This window comes from Streptomyces sp. NPDC054887 (genome assembly GCF_053610585.1).
Genome location: NZ_JBSGYQ010000002.1, coordinates 140,019 through 158,503, shown reverse-complemented (window position 1 = coordinate 158,503; position 18,485 = coordinate 140,019). Strand labels below are relative to the sequence as shown.

Here is an 18,485-nt window from a genome sequence, read left to right as displayed (position 1 = left end):
ACGGGTTTCCGGACGGGTGCGTGAGGGTTCGAGCCGAACGTGCCTCCAGGCGGGAGGCCACAGCGAGGGCGGCCTCACAGTCCGGAAACAGCGCGAACCAACCCTCGCCGTGGCCTGTCATCGGACTACCAGCCCAGAGGCAGGCGGACCCGGGGCTCGTGCGGCCCACGCTTCAGGAAGCCGGTGTCCTTGCGGAAGTCGCCGGCCTTGGACAGCGCCGGCACCTCGTAGACCTTCTTGGCCATGATTCTGATCCCTTCTCTCGCTGGGTTTCTGGCGAGACGGCCCCGTTCCCGGGAAGCGGTGACCGCCTACGAGGATCCTCGGCCGCGGGCCTGCGGCCGCTCAAGGTGCGGCCGGCGCCCAACACGCTCCGTGGACCGCCTCGTCAGGGTGGTCCGGTCTCCTGCGGCAGGGTCCTCACCTGGGAGGAGAGGGGCTGTGATCAACCGGATCGGGTGGGCCGCCCGCGGCGGATCAGCATGGTCTTGTTGGGTTGTTGCTCACTCTCCGCATGAGCTTCCTTGGCACCAGCCCGGTCGGCGGTCCCGGGAGCCGACCGTCCGCGCCGCACCGTACGGCCATGGCGGGCGGCCACCCTGGGCATCCGCTCGATGGCGGAGATGATGGCGGCGCGCGGGATGCCCGAGACGTCGGCGAGGTTGACAACGCGCTGGAGCTGGTCGGAGATGTCGTCGAGGTCCACCGGCTGCCTGCCGTGGAGCACGACCGCGCCGCGTCCCCGACCGAAGTCGATCAGGCCCTCACTGCGCAGCAGCCGCAGCGACCGCAGGACGGTGTTCTTGTTGGCTCCGTACTCCCGGCCGAGCTGGTCCGCCGGAGGGAGGTGCTCCCCCGGGGCGTACCGGCCGGCGGCGATGTCCATCCTGAGTCTCGCCCGGATCCGGGCGTAGAGCGGCTCCGCCCCGACGCTCGCATGGACGCGGATGTGGGCCGTTCCCGGCACTGGTGACATTCGTGAATCCCCCTTCTGCTCACGTTGTGCTCAGCCTCACGCGCCTGCCGTCGGCTCGTCGGCGCGGGGACGTGGCCCGGCGTCGAGGCAGCGCGACGGGCGGCCCCCGTGGTCAGCGGGAGCCACAAGCTGCCGGCGTTCCCCTGGTCAGGCATCGACTCACGTCGACGCCTCGACTACCGGATCTTTCACGTCGGTCGACAGGCGGTGCAGCGGTACCGTAGCCCGGCGCTTGACGGTCTTCAACTGGCTCGGCCAGAGTGGGTGTTGCGTGCATTCACCTCAGTGGAAGGCGCATCGACACACGTACCGGCTTCAGCCTCGGATCCCGTACCGGAGTCCGCGCGGAAGCCCCGTACCAGCCGAAGGGGAGGTGGACGCCGTGCCGGAGAAAGCCGATCACAGCTTCGCCGACAAGCTGAACCGACTCTTCGAGACCGTCCGACCCGATGTCGCTCACGAGTACAGCAACGAGCAGGTGGCATCGGCCATCCGAGACACCGGCGTCTCCATCTCGCAGTCCTACATCTGGCAGTTGCGCAAGAGCCGCAAGACCAATCCGACGCTCCGGCATCTCCAGGCGCTGGCCGCCTTCTTCGGTGTGCCCACGGCCTATTTCGTGGACGACGAGGCGGGCGCACGCATCGAGACGCAGCTCTCGGCGCTCGCCTCCGAACAGGCGCGGCTGCACGAGGCCTCCCAGGGCAGTGACGTGAAGCTGATGGCCATGCGGGCGGGCCAGTTGTCGCAGGAGCACCGCAAGCAGGTGATGGACCTGTTGGACGTCGTCTACCGCCTGGAGCAGGCCGAACGCGGCGGCGCTGCCGGGGATGATGGCCGAAATCGTCCTGGATCTTGACAGTGTGACCCCGTTGGATGACAGACCAGGACGCGGGACATCCACCAGCGGAGTTGGTCTTTGAACGAACGACGGTTACGCAAGCGATGCCGCTCCGTCCTCAGGGAGCTGGGCATCACACCGCCCCTGTACGTACCCGACCTGTGCCGGCTCCTCGGCGAGCACCGCGGGCGGCCGATCCGGCTGATCCCGTACTCCCTGCCCGTCCCCGGCCCCTACGGTCTGTGGATCGCCGGCGCCCACGCGGACTACATCTTCTTCCAGAAGGAAACCAGTCAGGCACACCAGGACCACATCGTCCTGCACGAGGTCGGTCACATCCTCGCCGACCACGCGGGCGACCAGTCGGACGACGCCGTGTGGCAGGAGCTGCTGCCCGATCTGTCGGTCGAGGCGATCAACCGGGCGCTGAGGCGCACTTCGTACGTCGAGGAGCGGGAGCGCGAGGCCGAGCTCGTTGCCACCATCATCCTCGAATGGGCCTCGGTCCTCGACCGGGTCACGCCCCGCGCCCCCGGTGACGCCTCGGCGCGCCGGGTGCACGCCGCGCTGGCCGACCGGCAGGGATGGCTCTGACCGTGCTCTCCCTGGTGCTCGCTGTCGTCCTGTACGGTGCACTGCTCTGGACGGGGAGGCAGTGCCTGCGCGACCCGTCCGACCGCATGCTCCGCGCGGTGTTCCTCTGTCTCCTGTGCGCGGGCCTCTCCTTCCCCTTCGGGGTCCCGGCCGGAGCCCGGCTCGTGAACGGCCTGACCGTGGACGGCGCCGCGAAGCTGGCGCAGAACCTCTGTCTGCTGGGCACGGTCCACTTCCTCGGCTGCTTCTTCATCCACGCGGCGTCGGACCGCGCGACCGCCACCGCGCGGGTGCGGCGACAGACGGTGCCGCTTGCCGCGACCGCGGCCGTCATCACGCTGGCGATGGTGCTGACGCCCGGGGTCGAGCGGAGCCACACGTACGCCACCGCCGACATGCGGGAGCCGGGCGTCGCCGTCTTCTACCTCATGGCAGGCGCCTACCTGACGTACGCCTTGGCCACCGCGCTGGTGTGGACCGTGCGGTACGCCCGGCTGGCGGGCCGGCCGCTGGTGACCGGGCTGTGGATGCTGACGGCCGCGCTGACCGGCATGGTGCTCGCCTCGGCGGTCCGCGAGGCCGCGACGCTCGTACGCCTCCTCGGCGGGGAGGTGCCGCACCCCGTGATCGTCGGCGCGAAGCTCGTCCTCGACCTGGCGATCCCACTGTTCGTGGCGGGCGTGGTCTTCCCCGGCCTTGTGACACGGTGGGCGAGCATCCGGCTGTGGTGGCACCACGGCCGCGTGTACCGCGGACTCGCCCCGCTGTGGACCGAGTTGCACGCCGCCTTCCCGGAGGACGCGCTCGAACGCACCCGGCCCGGCCGCTGGTGGGACGTGCTGACCCCGCGCAGCGTGCACCGCCGCTACTACCGACGCGTCATCGAGTGCCGGGACGGCCTGGTCCGGATCAGTCCCCATCTGGCGCTGGTGGCGGACACCGAGGTGCCCCTGGAGCCCGAGGTCGCGGCGATCCATCTGCGGACGGCGCTGCGGGCGTACGCGGCGGGAGAGGAGGCGCCGTCGCAGGCGGTGCCGGTGGCGCTGCCCGACGGGGACGGGGACGGCGGACTGGAAGACGACGTACGGCAATTGACACGGATGTCCGAGGCCCTGGCGGCTTCGCGCGCGTGAGGAACGGAGCACCGATGGAGACGCAAGCGCTGATCTCGGCCGGGCTCGTGGTCATCGGGACCCACGAGCGCCGGCTGTCCGACGGAGCGGTCCTGGTCCGCGACGGCGTGATCATTGACGTCGGCCCGCGCGAAGAGGTCGAGGCCCGCGCCCCCGTCGGCGTCACACGCCACGACCATCCGGACGGCACGCTGCTGCCCGGCCTCGTCGACGCGCACGTCCACCTCGCGCTGGACGCGGGCCCCGACCCGGTCACCGCGCTGCGGGAGGCCGACGACGCCACGGTGAGCAAGGGAATGGCCGACCGGGCGCGCGCCCTGCTGGACTGCGGAGTCACCACCGTGCGCGACCTGGGCGACCGCAACGGCCTTGCGGTACGGCTGCGCGACAGCATCGCGGCCGGCCGTCTGCCCGGCCCCCGGATCCTGGCCGCCGGCACGCCCGTCACGGGCTCCGGCGGCCACTGCTGGTTCCTGGGCGGCGAGGTCTCGGGAACGGAGGCCATCCGCGACCTCGTGCGCCGGAACGCGGCCCTGGGCGTCGATGTCATCAAGGTGATGGCGACGGGCGGGGGCATCACCAAGGACGGTCCGCCGATCTGGTCCGCGCAGTTCACGGCGGAGGAACTGCACGTCGTGGTGGCCGAGGCGGCCCGTGCCGGCCTCCCGGTGGCGGCCCACGCGCACGGCACCGAGGGCATACGGGCCGCGGTCGAGGCGGGGGTGGCCACGATCGAGCACTGCACCTGGATCGACCAGGACGGCTTCCGGCTGATCGACGACGTGGTCGACGAGATCAAGGCCAAGGGCATCCACGTCTGCCCGGCCGCCAGTCCGGACTGGCGGGGCTTCGCCCAGCGCTTCGGCGCCGAACGCGCCGAGACGATGTTCGGCGGGCTGCGCAGCATGCGGGAGCGGGGGGTCAGCCTGATCACGGGCACGGACGCCGGGGTGAGCCGCGCGGTCTTCGACGACTTCGTCTCCAGCCTGGAGTTCTTCACCCACCTGGGCTGCACGCCACCGGAGATCGTGGACCTGGCCACCCGGCGCACGGCCGAGGCCCTCGGCCTCACCGACACCGGAACCCTCACCCCGGGACACCGCGCGGACTTGCTCGTCGTCCGGGGCGACCCCATGCGGGACCTCCAGGCGCTACGCGACGTACGCCTCGTGATGGCGGCGGGCAGGGTGCACCCCTCTCTCTCTGCGTAAAGCTGCGCCCCCCATCCAGCACGAGTGGCCGGGATCTTGTTCGCGGGGGACCTGCTCCTGGAAGGTCGCGCACCGTTCGGCGTTCGCCTTGGGGGTCGCGCAGCACTTCGATGCAGTCGAGCGGGTCGGCGTGGGTCCGCCCGGCGGTCCATACGGGGGTCAGCGCCGCGCCGGGGGCGGCCGAAGCCAGGTCCAGCCGCTCCAGCGACTCCGCCGAAGGGGCATCGGCCGGGTGAGGGCCGGCTCGAGCACCGGCCGCGCGCGGGAGGGTGCGCGGGGCAGCACCCGCGACACACGGCGGCCGGTGTGGTCAAGCCGCGGCGGCTGCCGCGTCGACCACCACGCAAGTGGCGATCAGGTCGTTCTCGACGATCCACCGCCCGCTCAGCGCGGTCAGGGAACGTCCGGCGAGGCGCAGACCGTCGTCGTGCAGGGACACGTCGAACGCCTGCCGGTCGGGGTGGATGGTCAGGCTCGCGTCATGGAAGCCGAGCCAGCGACGGGCGAGCGGGAACCAGGCCTTGTAGACCGACTCCTTGGCGCTGAACGTCAGCCGGTCCCAGTGCACTCCGGGGCGGCGGGCGTACAGCCGGGCGAGCCGGGCGATCTCCTCCGACCGGGCAACCGCCGGCAACATGCCGTCGGGCAGTGCCACGTGCGGCTCGGCGTCGATACCCAGGGAGGCGACGTCGCCGGCGCGGGCCACCGCGGCGGCCCGGTAGCCCGCGCAGTGCGTCATGCTGCCGACGATGCCTTCCGGCCACCGCGGTTCCCGGCGCGGCCCGGGCAGGATGGGCGCGGGAGGCAGACCCAGCTCGCCAAGGGCCGTGCGGGCACAGTGGCGGACAGTCCGGAACTCGGCGCGCCGCGACTTCGGTGCACCTCGGATCGCGGCCTCCTCACCGGGAAGGAGGACCGCGTGCGGCAGGTCGCGGAACGCCTCCGCGGAGACCACCGGGGTCGGCAGGATCCCCCTGATCACGGCGCACCCCGCGGGGTGCCGGCCGGGGAGAGGGCCGGTCGGGAGGATGCGTTCACGACTGCTCCGTGCGTGGTAGCAGCATGTGTCGTCGCGGCCGGTGCCGGTTCCGTGCCGGCGCCGGAGACCGCGCCCGGCCGCCGGCGGTGCGCCACCGACCCGTGCGCCGTCGGCCTGATGCGCCAGGCCGGCTGCGGCAATATCGCCGCCGCGGTCGAACACTTCCGGCCATTTCTCGGCTTCACCATCACTCCTCAAGATCAGTTGTTTATCAACCCAAGATCCGCTTCTCAAAACTGCCGATGACAGATCCCCGAAAGGTCACCGCAGTTTCGTTGACAGAATCTCGACACCCAGCGTTGCACAGTGATCCAGGTCACAACATGCAGGACTTGCCCGGAAAGACGGGCCTGTGATCGACTTCTCAAACGCGAGGACGATTCCAGGTGAACCCAGCGACCCTCCAAATACACCAAAACGCGCCACACTTAAGGGATCAACAGGAAATGATCTTCACCCTATCTGGTGCCGTAACTTCGGCGGGAAACTTACCCCCCGCCGAATTCGCCTGTCCCAGTACGAAGGTTGTTCACCTACGGGGCGCCAAGAAATGGACGAAGTCCTCATGCCTTCCGCGCATCGGTGACGGCATCGAGAATATCCCGTTCGGCGACACGCAGAGGCGCGCGGAACTCCACCCACGCCGACCGCGGACATATCGCGCACGCAGTGCGTCTGCTCGGCCCCGAGCCGCACATCCCGCCCTTGGGACGGCGCTTCCGATCGAGCGCGACGGCCCGGCCCTCCTTGAAGAAGCGGCGACCGAGGTCGACGCCACCAGGCAACGGCGCAACGGCACGCATCGCGCTGACGCCTCGGCACGCGCATCCGCGCACGGTTCCGCCGCGACCCTGCGGGACGCGGTTCTCTCGACCACGCCGCTGCACCCGGCGCCTGTCGGCCCCTCTCGGCCTCCCCGGGAAAACAGCCCGCTTCGCCGCAGGACTTCCGGGGAACGATCGAGCGCATTCCCGGGGCGTTGCTGACCGAACTGCCGAAAAGAACCCGCCAGACCCATCGACCAAGAGGAGAGACAGCCATGCCCGCAGAAAGCCAGGAAGCGGAAAGGCGCGAAATCCTCGCCCTGATGACGCGCATCATGGACGAAACCTTAGGCATCGAACTGGGCGACGACGTTGATCTGAACACCTCGATCGGGCCGGAGGGGATCGGGGTCGAGTCGATCGGCATCTTGGAGGTGACGGTCCACCTCGAACGGGAATATGACATCGAATTCTCCGACGAGACACTGGAAGCTCTGCTCCGCGGAACGCTCGGCGAATTCATCGACGAGGTCGTCAAGCAGCGCACGACAGTGGCCGCCGGCGCGAGCACGGAGAACAGTGGTTCGCGGTGATCACGGCGAATGACATCAGAAAGGTCCTCGTCGAAGGCAGGACGCTTGCCGGCGTAGAACACGTCGAGGACGACGGGGAAATCGTTGTCGACTCCTTCTCGCTTGCCTGGCTGGACCACAGCCTGAGAACCGACTTCGGTGTCGAACTCGACTTTCGGGACGTCAGAAGCGAGAACTTTTCCAGCATCAACCGGATCGCGGACTACGTCAACGCGCTGGCCGGCGGGAGCGCTGCGAGGCCAGGAGAAGGCCAATGACCGGATCCCACCGCGTCGTGGTCACGGGCTTCGGAGTCTTCACCGCTTTCGGTTTCGGCGAGAAGGCGCTGCTCGACGGAGTGTTCTCGAGCCGTCCGGCCTTCCGTGAGGTCGAACGGTTCGACACCTCGCCTTTCCGGTGCTCGTCCGCGGCGGTCTACGACGGCGACGGCCCGGAGATCCCCGGCGTGAGCTTCTCGGGGGACGCGCCACCGCGTCAGCATGACGCCCTGCTGGCCTGCTCGCGCGCCGCGATCGACATGGCGGGCATCGCTCCGCCGAAGATCGCCGGCGCGCTCGTCGGCAGCCAGGGGGACTACACGCCGATCACCCGCTATTGGCGCTCGGTGGCCGACGGGGCGGACACGCCCGACACGACGTTCCTGAAGGACAGCGTGCCCGGCCAACTCGCCCACGGTCTGGGGGACGCTCTCGGGCTGGGACCGCTGCGCCTGACCTTCCTCAACGCGTGCGTGGCCTCCGCCGACAGCATCCTCCACGCCAGTCGCCTCATCAGCCGAGGACGCGCCGACGCGCTGCTGTGCGGGGGGGCGTACCTGGTCGAAAGAGAGCTGTTCGCCAAGTTCGACTCGGCACGCGCATTCGCCAAGGACGGCTTCGTCCGCCCGTTCTCCAAGGACCGGAGCGGCCTGCTGCTCGGCGACGGAGTGGCGTGTCTGGTACTGGAGTCCGAGGAAAGCGCAGCCGCGCGGGGCGCGAACGTGCTCGCCCGTGTCGCCGGCTGGGGCATCTCCTCCGACGCCTACCACGCCAGCCGGCCTCATCCCGAAGGCCGCGGAACCGCGCAGGCGATGGAGTCCGCACTCCGGGTCGCGGGGCTCGGCCCCGACGCGGTGGACTACGTCAACGTCCACGGCACGGGCACTGCCTCCAACGACACCTCCGAGACCGGCGCTCTGCGCCGGGTGTTCGGGGACCGGGCCGCGCACCTTCCCGCCAGTTCGACCAAAAGCACGACGGGACACACCCTCGAAGGCGCCGGGGCCGTGGAGGCCGTGATCACTCTGCTGGCCCTCAACCACGGACTGATCCCGCCGACGGCCAACTTCACCACGCCCGATCCCGAGTGCGACCTGGACTACGTGACCGACGGCGCCCGCCGCGGGAGCCTGCGGCGTGCGATGACGACCAACTCCGCCTTCGGCGGGGTCAACACGGCGCTGCTGCTGGAGCGAGCATGACCGAGACACGCAGCGAACGACTCCTGGTCTCCGAGGCTCTCGTCGTGCCGTCCGGTGTCACGGTCGGCGGAACCACGGTCGAACCCGCCGAGGCACGCCGAGTGCCCGGCTTCGTGGAATCGGCCTTCAGCCCTCTGGTCAATGCCGTCATCGGCCGCTGCCTGGCCGATGTCACGGGAGGCGCAGGTTTCGGCGACGACGGCGCGCGAACGGGTCTCGTGCTGGCGACCCTCCTGGGCGACTCGGCCACCGCCGATCTCGGGAGCAGGCTGCTGGCGTCCGGGCGGGTGGCCAACCCCTTGCTGTTCTTCCAGTCGGTGCCGACAACGATCCTCGGCGTGGTCGCCCGCGACTACGGCATCACCGGACCGACGACCTGCGTAGCCCTCCGCGGCGACCTGCGCGGCGAAGCCCTGGACCTCGTGGACACGATCCTTGACGACGGCATGGACCAGGTGCTGCTCGTCGGCGTCGAACTGGCGATGGAGAGCAGGTCGCTCAGCGCTCACGCACAACTGACGGACGGGCGGCACGTCGGCGCGGCACAGGTCGATGCCGCCGTCGCGTTCCTCATACGCCGCGCCGACTCCCCGCCCCGGTCGGCGGAGGTCTCCGTGGCCCCCATCACCGACGAGCACCTGTCGGCCTTCGGGAACCTGGCCGGTCTCGTTCAGCTCTACCTCACCGTCCGCGCGGAGCGCGCGGTGCCGGCCTCGGGCACGGTCACCGTCGACATGGGCTCCGCACTCGGTGAGCGTCGCCTGCACCTGCTTCTGGAAGTGTCCTGATGAACGGACCAGGTGAATCAGTGACGACGAACGCAGAAGAGCGGCTGGACGGGCTGCTCACCCGTGCGGCCCGGACCTACCCGGACCGGCCCGCTCTCGAGGACGGCGACCGTGCCTGGACGTACGCGGAACTCGACGACGAGGTCACTCGCCTGGCCGGAAGGCTCGTCGAGCAAGGAGTGAAGCCCGGCGACCGGGTGGGTGTCTTCATCCCCAAGTCGGCCGAAGCCGTCATCGCGATCCATGCGGGACTGCGAGCCGGCGCGGTCGTGGCGCCGCTCGACATTCGGAATCCAGCGGTCCGCACCCGGCGCATGCTGCGTCAGGGCGCCCTGACCGGGTTGCTCACCGTTGCCTCGTCCGAGAACATCGCCCGGCAGGCAATGGAGGGCGAGGAGGTTCCCGGGGTCCATGCCCTCGACGGCGGCATCAGTCTCTTGCGCAGGCTGGAGCGGATGCCCACGGAGCCGCTTCCCGAGGCCGCGGGTGAAGGCGGCTACGTGCTGTTCACCTCGGGCAGCACGGGTGTGCCGAAGGGCGTGCTGCTGTCGCACTCCAACGTCGCGCACTTCGCCGTATGGGCCGCCGCGGAAACGGGACTGCGTCCTGCTGACCGCATCGGGTCGCAGGCCGCTCTGACCTTCGACCTGACCACCTTCGACCTGTTCGCCGCCTGCGCCGCCGGCGCGTGCACGGTACTGATGCCGGAACGGCTGAAGGCGTTCCCCGCCGACGTCGTCGACTGGCTCACCGCACAGAGGATCAGCGTCCTGTACGCGGTGCCGTCCCTGTACGTCAACATGCTTGAGCGGGGCGGCATCGGCGACGCGTTCCCGGCCGGCTTGCGGACGCTCCTGTACGCGGGAGAACCGTTCCCGCCGCGTGCGCTGGAGACGTGTCTGCGGCTCGCCGCCGGCCGGCCGGTCTACAACTTCTACGGACCGACGGAGACGAACGTCTGTACGTTCCTGCGTCTCCCGGCAACATCGACGGCGGCGCAGGAGCCCACGATCGGTTCGGCCGTGCCCGGCGACGTCGTGGACGTCTTCGACGAGACCGGGCAACCCACGTCCGAGAGGGGCGAGATCCACGTCGCGGGCGCGACCGTCTTCCTGGGCTACCTGGTGGACGGCGCACTCCAGGATCCGACCCGGCAGGTCCGCTTCCGCGACGGGATCGTCCGCCGCGCCTATCCGACCGGAGACCTCGGCAGGCGCGCGAGCAACGGAGAGATCGTGTTGTTCGGCCGGAAGGATTCCCAGATCAAGCGGCACGGCTACCGCATCGACATCGGAGAGATCGAGAACGTGCTGCTCGACTCACCCGGGATCCGGGCGGCCGTCGTCGTCGCCAAGACCGCCGAGCACGAAGGCGAGCTCTGGGCGTACGCGCAGGGCACGGTGTCCGAGCGGGAAATCCTGGCGCTGCTGCGGACGCAGCTCCCGTTGTACATGGTCCCCGACCGGGCGGTCGTGGTCTCCGCCTTCCCTCTCAACGCCCGCGGAAAGATCGACCGCCTGACTCTCGCGGCTGAGGCGACCACGGACTCCTCGCTGCTGAAGGAGAAGCGATGACGCTCCCCGACGACATGGACAAGATCCTCGAGGCCGCCCACGAGGCCGGACAGAAGCTGGCGACGCTGGCAGCCGCCGTGGACGCCCGGACGGGCGACCTGCGGGAGCCTTACCGGATCCTCGCCGAGGCCGGCTTCCTGTCGCTGCTGGTACCGCGCCGGGCGGGCGGCGCCGGGCTCGGGTTCGCCGACTACTGGCGGGTGCTGTCCGCCGTCGGGTTCCACAACGGTGCGGCGGCACTCGGGTTGAACATGCACAACGCCGTCATCGGACCCTTGTGCGAAACGGCGGACATGCCCTTGCCGCCGATGGCCGAGGAGTTCCGCGCATGGCTCTTCGACGAGGTCGTCAACGGCCGGAAGATGCTGGCGTCCGCGGCGTCGGAACCCGTCGGCGGAGCGAAGCTGCGCGGCCTGCGGACCCGCTACCGGAGGACCGAGGACGGCGAAGGGTTCGTGATCACCGGCGAGAAGTCGTTCGTCTCGCTGGCCGGCATCGCGGACTACTACGCCGTACCCGCCCGGCCCGAGGACTCCGATGATCCGGGACGGATCTCGCACTTCCTGGTGAGCAAGGACGACCCCGGGGTCACGTTCGGGGAGATCCACAATCTGACAGCGATGTACGGCACCAGCACCACCAATATGATCATGAAGTCCGTCACCGTGCCCCGGTTCCGCCTGTTCCTCGGCATCGAAGGCCTGTCACTGCCGAAGGTGATCCGCGAACCGCACTGGATGGTCGCCGGTTACACCGGCGCGTACCTGGGGATCGCCGAAGCCGTGCAGCAGTCCGTCGTGAACCACCTGGCGGCCGCGCCCCAGCGGGCGGAATCGGCCGTCGTCCAGCGCAACGTCGGACTGCTCGCCGCCCGCCTGCACGCGGCCCGCGCACTGGTGGAACGCGCAGGTGAAGCCGTCGATCTGGAACGTGGTGGTGTCAGGGCCAACACCCTGGTCCACGCGGCCAAGTACGCCGTGGGCGACCTCGGCGCGGAGCTCACCCGCATCGCCGTCTCGCTGTGCGGCGCGGCGGCCGTCAGCCGCGCCAAGCCGATCGAGCGGCTGCTGCGCGAGCTCCAGTACGGAGCGGTGATGCCCGCCAAGCCGGAGGAGTGCCTGGAATACCTCGGCAAAGCCGCCCTGGGTGTCGATCTCCTCGACGGCAGATCGTTCTCCTGGTGAAACCGACGAACGGAGAGACCTCATGACACAGGACGACGCGGTGTTCGCGCACCCCATCGTGCCTCGCTTCTACGAGATCGACCGCCAAGGCGTCATGTTCAACATGTGGTACCTGGCGCACGTCGACGAGGCCGTGGACGGCTTCTTCCTCGCGCGTGACCTGCCTTACCCCACCTGGTCCGAACTGGGTGTCGATGTGCACGTCGCCCATGTCGAAATCGACTGGAAGGCGGCCATCGGGCACACCGATCGACCGGAGGTGCTGGTCAGCACCGCACGGATCGGGAAGAAGAGCTTCACCCTGGACTTCGCCTTCCGCCGCGAGGACGAGATCACCGCGACCGGCTGCATCGTCTATGTCGCGGTGGCAGTCGATGGATCGGGCAGCACTCTCCTGCCACCGCGTCTGATCGAGGCACTCGGCGAGGTCTCGCTCCTGCGGACCCCGTAGTCCGGCCCATTAGACAGCGCATTACAGGGGGAATGATGACGAGATCGGTATTGGTGTCCGGCGGAAACCGGGGGATCGGCCTGGCCATCGCCCGAGAACTGGCCGCCGCCGGCGACGCCGTGGCAGTGACCTGTCGGTCGGGCGAGGCACCGGACGGACTGTTCGGCGTGAAGTGCGACGTGACACGGACCGAGGACGTGGACAACGCTTTCACCAAGGTCGAAGCCGAGCAGGGACCCGTCGAAGTACTGGTGTCCAACGCCGGGATCACACGGGACAAGCTCTTCGCGATGATGCGTGAAGAGGACTTCGAGGCGGTGCTCGACACCAACCTGACGGGCGCGTACCGAGTCGCGAAGCGCGCGACGAAGGACATGATCCGCGCACGCGCCGGGAGGCTCATCTTCGTCTCCTCGGTCGTCGCGTTCTCCGGGCAGACCGGCCAGGCGAACTACGCCGCGTCGAAGTCGGGACTGGTCGGACTGGCCCGATCACTCGCCCGTGAACTCGGCCCGCGGAACATCACCGCCAACGTGGTCGCGCCCGGGTTCGTCGACACGGACATGACCGCGGGACTCAGCGACCAGATCAAGGCGGCCGCCAGGGAGCGCATACCGCTCGGCCGCACCGCCTCCCCGGAGGAAGTCGCCAAGGTCGTGCGTTTCCTGGCCGGCGCGGACTCCGGTTACGTCACCGGAGCCATCATCCCGGTCGACGGCGGTCTGGCCATGGGACTCTGAGAAAGGAAACCGTTCATGGGAATCCTTGAGGGCAAGCGCATTCTGGTCACCGGAGTGCTCACCCAGGATTCAATAGCGTTCCACGTCGCGAAAATCGCGCAGGAAGAGGGGGCGCAGGTCCTCCTCACCGCATATCCCCGCCGCAGGCTGACCGAGCGCATCGCCAAGCGTCTTCCCTCCGGCCCTGACGCCAAGTTACCCGTCATCGAACTCGACGTGACGAACGCGGCGCAGTTGGAGGAGCTGCCGGACCGGATACGCGAGCACGTACCCGGACTGGACGGAGTCGTGCACGCGATCGGAGCCGCTCCGCAGACGGCGCTCGGCGGCAACTTCCTCAACACCTCCTGGGAGGACGTGGGATCGGCGATACACGCCTCGACGTACTCCCTGAAATCCCTGGCCGTGGCCTGCCTCCCCCTGATGGAGGACGGCGGCTCGATCGTGGGCCTGGATTTCGACGCGTCCCAGGCATGGCCGCTCTACGACTGGATGGGCGTCGCCAAGGCGGGACTCGAATCGTGCGCGCGCTACCTGGCGAAGTACGTCGGACCTCAGGGTGTTCGCGTCAACCTGGTGGCGACAGGGCCACTGGACACCCCGGCCGCCCAGGGAATCCCCGGGTTCGACGACATGGCCGGCGTCTGGGCCGAACGCGCCCCGCTGGGCTGGAACACCCGCAACCACGTCCCGGCGGCCAAGGCATGTGTGGCACTCCTGTCGGACTGGTTCCCCGCAACCACCGGGGAGATCGTTCACGTCGACGGCGGGGTCAACATCATCGGCGCTTGAGCGCTCGTCACAACATTGTCGTCACGCTATACGGACAAGGAGATCGACATGGTGGAGATAACCGGCGACGTTCGGGAAATCGTGAAGAAGATCGTCTGTGAAATTCTGGAGGTCGAGCCCGGAGAACTGACGGAAACAACCGTCTTCTCCGAGGAATTCGGCATCGACTCGCTGGCGATCATCGAGATCATGACGGCCATCGAGGACAGTCTCGGCATCACCGTCGACCAGGCCGAGGCCAAGCGGATGGTGAGCCTGGCGGCCATCTACGAAGTCCTGGCCGAGGCATGACCGGTAGGCCGGAGCGGGTCGTCGTCACGGGCCGCGGCCTGGTGTCGAGCATCGGCATCGGCGTGGCGGAGTTCACTGAGGGGCTGCGCGCCGGTCGCAACGAGGTCGCCCCCCTCACCTCGTTCGACACCACCGGATTCGCCTACGCCAACGGATCCGAGGTCACGGGGTTCGATCCCGCCGACTGGATCACCAGGACCCCGGTGGCGACGCTCGGCCGGGCAAGTGCCTTCGCCGTGGCCGCCGCCGGCATGGCCCTGGCCGAAGCCGGACTGGCCGGCGCGGACCTGCGGGACCGTCCGGGCTACATCGCCGTCGGTACCGCCGACGGCGAATCGCGGGACATCGACGCGCTGGCCGCCGAAACGGTCGCGCACGGAGCGGACACGGTGGACCCGGCGCTCGTCGAGCGCGCCGGAACTCATCGGCTGTCCGCCTCCATCGCATGGGAGTTCGCACTCGAGGACGCGGCCCCGATGACCTTCGCCACCGCCTGCTCGGCGGGCAACTACGCGATCGGGGACGGGCTCGACGCCATCCGGCTCGGTGACGCCGACTACGCCCTGGTCGGTGGCGCCGACGCCATCTGCCGCCGGTCGTTCGCCTCGTTCTACCGGCTGGGCATCATGTCCCCCGACCGGTGCCGCCCGTTCGACGCCGACCGCCAGGGAATCCTCAGCGGCGAAGGAGCGGGGATCCTGCTCCTCGAGAGCCTGAGCGCGGCGCGGGCGCGGGGAGCCCACATCTACGCGGAGGTGCTCGGCTACGGGTTGAACTGCGACGCCCACCACGCGTTCGCGCCCGAGGAGAAGAGCATCCAGGCGTGCATGGAGATGGCACTGCGCGACGCCGGTGTGCGGCCCGGCGATGTGGACCTGATCTCGGCGCACGGGACCGGCACCAAATCGAACGACGTGACGGAAGTGCGCGCGATCAAGTCCGTCTATGGTGACCGGCCACCGCCTGTCGTCTCACTGAAGTCGATGCTCGGTCACACCATGGGCGCTTCCAGCGCGATCGGCGCGATCGCCTCGACGATCGCGATCACCGAGGGCTTCATTCCCCCCACGGTCAACCACAGGACGCCAGACCCGGAGTGCGACATCGACTGCGTTCCGAACCAGGCGGTTCCCGCTGACCTGAGCATCGTGCAGAACAACGGCTTCGCCTTCGGCGGCAACAACGCCATCGTCCTGCTGGGCCGCTACGAGGAACCTCAATGATCATTACTGCTTGGTCGGCCATGTCTCCGCACGGAACGAACGACCGCGAATTCGCGCAGAACATCGTGTCGGGCCGTCCGCTTCCCGACGGCCCCCGGCTGGTGCCGGACTTCGAACCGCGGGAGTTCCTCGGGCGTGAGGGCACCCGGACCATGAGCCGCGCCACGGCGCTCGCCGTGGCGACCGCCGCCCGTCTGCTCGCCGAGGACGACGATCGCGCGCGGACGGGAATGGTGCTGGGCACGACGAACGGCAGCGCGCAGAGCATCCTGGACGTCAACCGGGCCTCGCTGCTCCGCGGGAAGCCGTACCACATCCAGCCGTCGGCCATCCAGAACGCGGCCATGAACAGCGTCGCCGGGCAAATCGCCATCTGGCACGGTCTCAAGGGACCGAACGCCACACTCGCCGGAGGCAGGACGACCGGACTGCTGGCCCTCGGGTACTGCAGACGGCTGCTGATGACGGGGCGCTCGGACACCCTCCTCACCGGTGCCGTCGAGGAGCTCACCGAAGCGCGTTCCTGGCTTCGTGACGACACCGACTCGCTGGCGGAAGGCTGCGCCATGCTCCGCTTGGAGCCGAGTGCTCCCCACGGCTTGGCCGAAGTGCTCGCCGTCACGTCAGTGGTGGCAACGGACGGCGACATCGGTTCCGCGGTGGTCAAAGCGGCGAACAGGGTGCTGACCCGCACGTCACCCGACCGCGTCTGGGCCGCTGTCGGCTCGGGAACGACGGATGACGCGGAGTCCAAGGCTCTGGTCACGGTGTGCCCGGAGGCGACGCTGCTTCCGCCACTGACGGAGACTCTGGGGCAGGTCCATTCCGCATCAGGTGCCTTCCAGCTGGCGGCGGTCCTGAGCCATGCCGCCGCCGCGGGTGCCACTGAACGATTCGCCTTGCTCACCTCGGCCGAACCCCAGGGCATCGCGGCCGCCGCTGTCCTCCGGATCAAGGGAGAACCCAGTGTCATTTGAGACCGCGTTCGCCGTCATGCCTTCGAGTTCGGGCTTCCTCGGAACGGTCGGCGAGGAATGGATGTTCGCGGGGCGCGTCTTCGGCGGCTGCGTAGCGGCGTTCGCCAGCGAGGTGGCCAGGGCCACCTCTCCGCATCTCGTGCTGGGCAGCATCCAGGGCTCCTATCCACGAGCGGCATCGCCCGGCCCCATCGAAGGCCGCGTCGAAGTCATCAGGAAGGGCAGGAGCACCGAGTTGCTCCGCATCGACTTGGTCCAAGGGAACGAACTCGTCTTCACCGCCGACGCCTGGATGGTCGATACCCGGCTGGTACCGGCCGACCAGACCGTCGCCGGCGCGGAACCGCCGGCATCAGCACCTCTCGTGACCTGGCTGGAGGACGAGGTCGCCTTCTTCAGGAACCTCGAGGTCCGGGCGATCGACTACCCGCTCACCCCGGCCGGGCTGGGGGACGGTGTCCCCCGGTGCGAGGTCTGGGTGAGGGGCCGCCCGGACCTGATCGGTGAGGCGACCCACGGGGCGGCTGTCGACCTGCTGCTCTTCGACTCCTTCTTGCTGGAGTGCGTGTTCCGCAGTGAAGGAGTCGGCACCGTCCAGCCGATCACCCTGGATCTCGGAGTCCGCTGGACCCGGCACCTCCCGATCCACGCGTGGCGTCGCCTCACCACGGAAGCGACCATCACCGAGGGGATCGCGCTGGCCGGGGGGACCACCCGGACCGCCGACGACGCCCTTCTGTCGAGGGCCACCACTCTGGGGAGGCTGCTCCGGCGCGCCGAAACCGAGGTGAAGACATGAACGGTGAGGCGCCGCCCATCGCGGCCGGCGGTGAAGGAGGTCAGGGACCGGTATGAAGATCCGCATCGGTATGGGGAACGTGCCCGTTCGCGGGGCGCCGGGCGGCGGTCCCGATCCGGCCGGTCTGGTGACGGAGCTGGAGACACATGGGGTCGACTCCGTGTGGTTCTCGGACCTGGTCTCGGCGCCCGGCGTGGTCGATCCGCTGATCGGTGTCGCGTACGCGGCGGGTCTCACCGAGAGGCTGAAGCTGGGCATGAGCGTGGTCGTCCTGCCCGGGCGCAACCCGGCGGTGGTCGCGGCGCAGCTCGCGAGCCTGGCAGCGCTCGCCCCGGGCCGCGTCCTGCCGGTCTTCGGCGTCCGCCCCGCCCGGCACGCCGACCGGGCGGTGTTCCCCGTGCCGAACGGGCACCGCGCCGAGGTGTTCGAAGAGGCCCTGCGGGTGGTTCGGGCACTGCTGACCATGCCGGTCGTCACCCACCACGGCCGGTTCTTCCACCTCAGCGAGGCCTCGGTCGCCCCACTGCCCGCCAAGCCCGTGGACCTGTGGCTGAGCGGCCGGGTGCCTGCTGCCCTGGACCGGATCGGACGGCTCGGTGACGGCTGGCTCGGCGGCGACATCACCCCGGCCGAGGCGGAGGACTGCCGCGCCTCGATCGTCCGCGCCGCCGACCGCGCGGACCGGACGATCGAGGAGGACCACTACGGCACCTACGTGACGATCGTCCAGGACGACGCCGAGGAGCACGCCGTGGACGCCCTGCTCACACGTCTGCGCCAGGACCGTCCCGACGTGGACGACCCGCGCGCCCTGCTCTGCTGGGGCTGGGACGACGCCCGGGAACGCCTGCGCCGGTTCACCGACATCGGCCTGTCGAAGTTCGTGGTGCGTCCGGCCGGCCCGGTTGCATCCCGCCGCGCCTTCCTCGAAGCGTTCACGACCGAACTGATGCCACTAGAGAACCGGTGACAGCATGGGAGACCTCGACCGAGACCACCAGAACGTAAGAGCGTCAAGTTAGCGCCCGTAACGCCCACACCACCCATAAGCACCCT

General features: G+C 69.3%; 21 protein-coding genes. 18 read left to right on the top strand and 3 right to left on the bottom strand.

The features are described from left to right. Positions 1-125: 125 nt before the first annotated feature. Positions 126-245, bottom strand: a complete 120-nt coding sequence (locus tag ACWGH0_RS02160; RefSeq protein ID WP_453402188.1) for a keywimysin-related RiPP — start codon at positions 243-245, stop codon at positions 126-128. Positions 246-445: 200 nt separating this feature from the next. After that, a complete protein-coding gene (locus ACWGH0_RS02155) occupies positions 446-976 on the bottom strand; it encodes a GntR family transcriptional regulator (RefSeq protein WP_453402187.1) in 531 nt (176 codons plus the stop codon). Between the two features lie 382 nt (positions 977-1,358). Here ACWGH0_RS02155 and ACWGH0_RS02150 point away from each other — a divergent pair, with 382 nt between their 5' ends. From ACWGH0_RS02150 to ACWGH0_RS02135, 4 genes are read left to right on the top strand one after another with little or no spacing between them, the layout of a single operon-like run. Further along, positions 1,359-1,835, top strand: a complete 477-nt coding sequence (locus ACWGH0_RS02150) for a helix-turn-helix domain-containing protein (RefSeq protein ID WP_453402186.1) — start codon at positions 1,359-1,361, stop codon at positions 1,833-1,835. Positions 1,836-1,895: 60 nt separating this feature from the next. Further along, on the top strand, positions 1,896-2,411 hold the full coding sequence (locus tag ACWGH0_RS02145; protein ID WP_453402185.1) for a hypothetical protein: 516 nt from the start codon (positions 1,896-1,898) through the stop codon (positions 2,409-2,411). Continuing rightward, a complete protein-coding gene (locus ACWGH0_RS02140; protein ID WP_453402184.1) occupies positions 2,402-3,544 on the top strand; it encodes an MAB_1171c family putative transporter in 1,143 nt (380 codons plus the stop codon). The genes ACWGH0_RS02145 and ACWGH0_RS02140 overlap by 10 nt, the downstream gene beginning before the upstream one ends. A gap of 14 nt (positions 3,545-3,558) precedes the next feature. Then, positions 3,559-4,755 carry an amidohydrolase family protein gene (locus tag ACWGH0_RS02135; protein ID WP_453402183.1) on the top strand — a complete coding sequence of 399 codons (1,197 nt, stop codon included), beginning with the start codon at positions 3,559-3,561 and terminating at the stop codon, positions 4,753-4,755. A gap of 310 nt (positions 4,756-5,065) precedes the next feature. Here ACWGH0_RS02135 and ACWGH0_RS02130 read toward each other — a convergent pair whose 3' ends face one another. After that, the gene (locus tag ACWGH0_RS02130; RefSeq protein WP_453402182.1) at positions 5,066-5,737 is read right to left on the bottom strand and encodes a 4'-phosphopantetheinyl transferase family protein; all 672 of its coding nucleotides are present in this window, start codon (positions 5,735-5,737) and stop codon (positions 5,066-5,068) included. Positions 5,738-6,833: 1,096 nt separating this feature from the next. Between ACWGH0_RS02130 and ACWGH0_RS02125 the strand changes: the two genes are divergently transcribed. Genes ACWGH0_RS02125 through ACWGH0_RS02060 form a run of 14 tightly spaced genes read left to right on the top strand, consistent with a single transcriptional unit; the run spans position 6,834 to position 18,399 of the window. Continuing rightward, positions 6,834-7,151: an acyl carrier protein gene (locus tag ACWGH0_RS02125; protein WP_453402181.1), complete on the top strand. Its 318-nt coding sequence runs from the start codon at positions 6,834-6,836 to the stop codon at positions 7,149-7,151. After that, on the top strand, positions 7,148-7,408 hold the full coding sequence (locus ACWGH0_RS02120; protein WP_453402180.1) for a hypothetical protein: 261 nt from the start codon (positions 7,148-7,150) through the stop codon (positions 7,406-7,408). The genes ACWGH0_RS02125 and ACWGH0_RS02120 overlap by 4 nt, the downstream gene beginning before the upstream one ends. After that, the gene (locus ACWGH0_RS02115) at positions 7,405-8,610 is read left to right on the top strand and encodes a beta-ketoacyl-[acyl-carrier-protein] synthase family protein (protein WP_453402179.1); all 1,206 of its coding nucleotides are present in this window, start codon (positions 7,405-7,407) and stop codon (positions 8,608-8,610) included. The genes ACWGH0_RS02120 and ACWGH0_RS02115 overlap by 4 nt, the downstream gene beginning before the upstream one ends. Next, positions 8,607-9,398: a ketosynthase gene (locus tag ACWGH0_RS02110; protein ID WP_453402178.1), complete on the top strand. Its 792-nt coding sequence runs from the start codon at positions 8,607-8,609 to the stop codon at positions 9,396-9,398. Before ACWGH0_RS02115 ends, ACWGH0_RS02110 begins: the two co-directional genes overlap by 4 nt. A 20-nt stretch (positions 9,399-9,418) precedes the next feature. Continuing rightward, on the top strand, positions 9,419-10,972 hold the full coding sequence (locus ACWGH0_RS02105; RefSeq protein WP_453402177.1) for an amino acid adenylation domain-containing protein: 1,554 nt from the start codon (positions 9,419-9,421) through the stop codon (positions 10,970-10,972). Continuing rightward, complete coding sequence (locus ACWGH0_RS02100; protein ID WP_453402176.1) at positions 10,969-12,156, top strand: acyl-CoA dehydrogenase family protein; 1,188 nt, start codon at positions 10,969-10,971, stop codon at positions 12,154-12,156. Before ACWGH0_RS02105 ends, ACWGH0_RS02100 begins: the two co-directional genes overlap by 4 nt. A gap of 22 nt (positions 12,157-12,178) precedes the next feature. Continuing rightward, on the top strand, positions 12,179-12,607 hold the full coding sequence (locus ACWGH0_RS02095) for an acyl-CoA thioesterase (protein WP_453402175.1): 429 nt from the start codon (positions 12,179-12,181) through the stop codon (positions 12,605-12,607). 35 nt (positions 12,608-12,642) lie between these two features. Continuing rightward, positions 12,643-13,347, top strand: coding sequence for a 3-oxoacyl-ACP reductase FabG (fabG, locus tag ACWGH0_RS02090; RefSeq protein ID WP_453402174.1), 705 nt, complete (start codon positions 12,643-12,645; stop codon positions 13,345-13,347). A 15-nt stretch (positions 13,348-13,362) separates the two neighbouring features. Then, on the top strand, positions 13,363-14,139 hold the full coding sequence (gene fabI / locus ACWGH0_RS02085; RefSeq protein ID WP_453402173.1) for an enoyl-ACP reductase FabI: 777 nt from the start codon (positions 13,363-13,365) through the stop codon (positions 14,137-14,139). A gap of 48 nt (positions 14,140-14,187) precedes the next feature. Next, the gene (locus ACWGH0_RS02080) at positions 14,188-14,430 is read left to right on the top strand and encodes an acyl carrier protein (protein WP_453402172.1); all 243 of its coding nucleotides are present in this window, start codon (positions 14,188-14,190) and stop codon (positions 14,428-14,430) included. Further along, positions 14,427-15,653 carry a beta-ketoacyl-[acyl-carrier-protein] synthase family protein gene (locus ACWGH0_RS02075; protein WP_453402171.1) on the top strand — a complete coding sequence of 409 codons (1,227 nt, stop codon included), beginning with the start codon at positions 14,427-14,429 and terminating at the stop codon, positions 15,651-15,653. Before ACWGH0_RS02080 ends, ACWGH0_RS02075 begins: the two co-directional genes overlap by 4 nt. Continuing rightward, on the top strand, positions 15,650-16,630 hold the full coding sequence (locus ACWGH0_RS02070; protein WP_453402170.1) for a beta-ketoacyl synthase N-terminal-like domain-containing protein: 981 nt from the start codon (positions 15,650-15,652) through the stop codon (positions 16,628-16,630). Before ACWGH0_RS02075 ends, ACWGH0_RS02070 begins: the two co-directional genes overlap by 4 nt. After that, on the top strand, positions 16,620-17,429 hold the full coding sequence (locus tag ACWGH0_RS02065; protein ID WP_453402169.1) for a thioesterase family protein: 810 nt from the start codon (positions 16,620-16,622) through the stop codon (positions 17,427-17,429). Before ACWGH0_RS02070 ends, ACWGH0_RS02065 begins: the two co-directional genes overlap by 11 nt. A 52-nt stretch (positions 17,430-17,481) precedes the next feature. After that, positions 17,482-18,399, top strand: a complete 918-nt coding sequence (locus tag ACWGH0_RS02060; RefSeq protein WP_453402168.1) for a TIGR03854 family LLM class F420-dependent oxidoreductase — start codon at positions 17,482-17,484, stop codon at positions 18,397-18,399. Positions 18,400-18,485: the final 86 nt, after the last annotated feature.

What these genes read in the sequence shown, in the direction of transcription:
- ACWGH0_RS02075 (WP_453402171.1), top strand. Translation starts at nt 14,427, where the DNA reads ATGACCGGTAGGCCGGAGCGGGTCGTCGTCACGGGCCGCGGCCTGGTG.
- ACWGH0_RS02080 (WP_453402172.1), top strand. Translation starts at nt 14,188, where the DNA reads ATGGTGGAGATAACCGGCGACGTTCGGGAAATCGTGAAGAAGATCGTC.
- ACWGH0_RS02095 (WP_453402175.1), top strand. Translation starts at nt 12,179, where the DNA reads ATGACACAGGACGACGCGGTGTTCGCGCACCCCATCGTGCCTCGCTTC.
- ACWGH0_RS02060 (WP_453402168.1), top strand. Translation starts at nt 17,482, where the DNA reads ATGAAGATCCGCATCGGTATGGGGAACGTGCCCGTTCGCGGGGCGCCG.
- ACWGH0_RS02110 (WP_453402178.1), top strand. Translation starts at nt 8,607, where the DNA reads ATGACCGAGACACGCAGCGAACGACTCCTGGTCTCCGAGGCTCTCGTC.
- ACWGH0_RS02160 (WP_453402188.1), bottom strand. Translation starts at nt 245, where the DNA reads ATGGCCAAGAAGGTCTACGAGGTGCCGGCGCTGTCCAAGGCCGGCGAC.
- ACWGH0_RS02115 (WP_453402179.1), top strand. Translation starts at nt 7,405, where the DNA reads ATGACCGGATCCCACCGCGTCGTGGTCACGGGCTTCGGAGTCTTCACC.
- ACWGH0_RS02140 (WP_453402184.1), top strand. Translation starts at nt 2,402, where the DNA reads ATGGCTCTGACCGTGCTCTCCCTGGTGCTCGCTGTCGTCCTGTACGGT.
- fabI (WP_453402173.1), top strand. Translation starts at nt 13,363, where the DNA reads ATGGGAATCCTTGAGGGCAAGCGCATTCTGGTCACCGGAGTGCTCACC.
- ACWGH0_RS02100 (WP_453402176.1), top strand. Translation starts at nt 10,969, where the DNA reads ATGACGCTCCCCGACGACATGGACAAGATCCTCGAGGCCGCCCACGAG.
- ACWGH0_RS02155 (WP_453402187.1), bottom strand. Translation starts at nt 976, where the DNA reads ATGTCACCAGTGCCGGGAACGGCCCACATCCGCGTCCATGCGAGCGTC.
- ACWGH0_RS02125 (WP_453402181.1), top strand. Translation starts at nt 6,834, where the DNA reads ATGCCCGCAGAAAGCCAGGAAGCGGAAAGGCGCGAAATCCTCGCCCTG.
- ACWGH0_RS02135 (WP_453402183.1), top strand. Translation starts at nt 3,559, where the DNA reads ATGGAGACGCAAGCGCTGATCTCGGCCGGGCTCGTGGTCATCGGGACC.
- ACWGH0_RS02070 (WP_453402170.1), top strand. Translation starts at nt 15,650, where the DNA reads ATGATCATTACTGCTTGGTCGGCCATGTCTCCGCACGGAACGAACGAC.
- fabG (WP_453402174.1), top strand. Translation starts at nt 12,643, where the DNA reads ATGACGAGATCGGTATTGGTGTCCGGCGGAAACCGGGGGATCGGCCTG.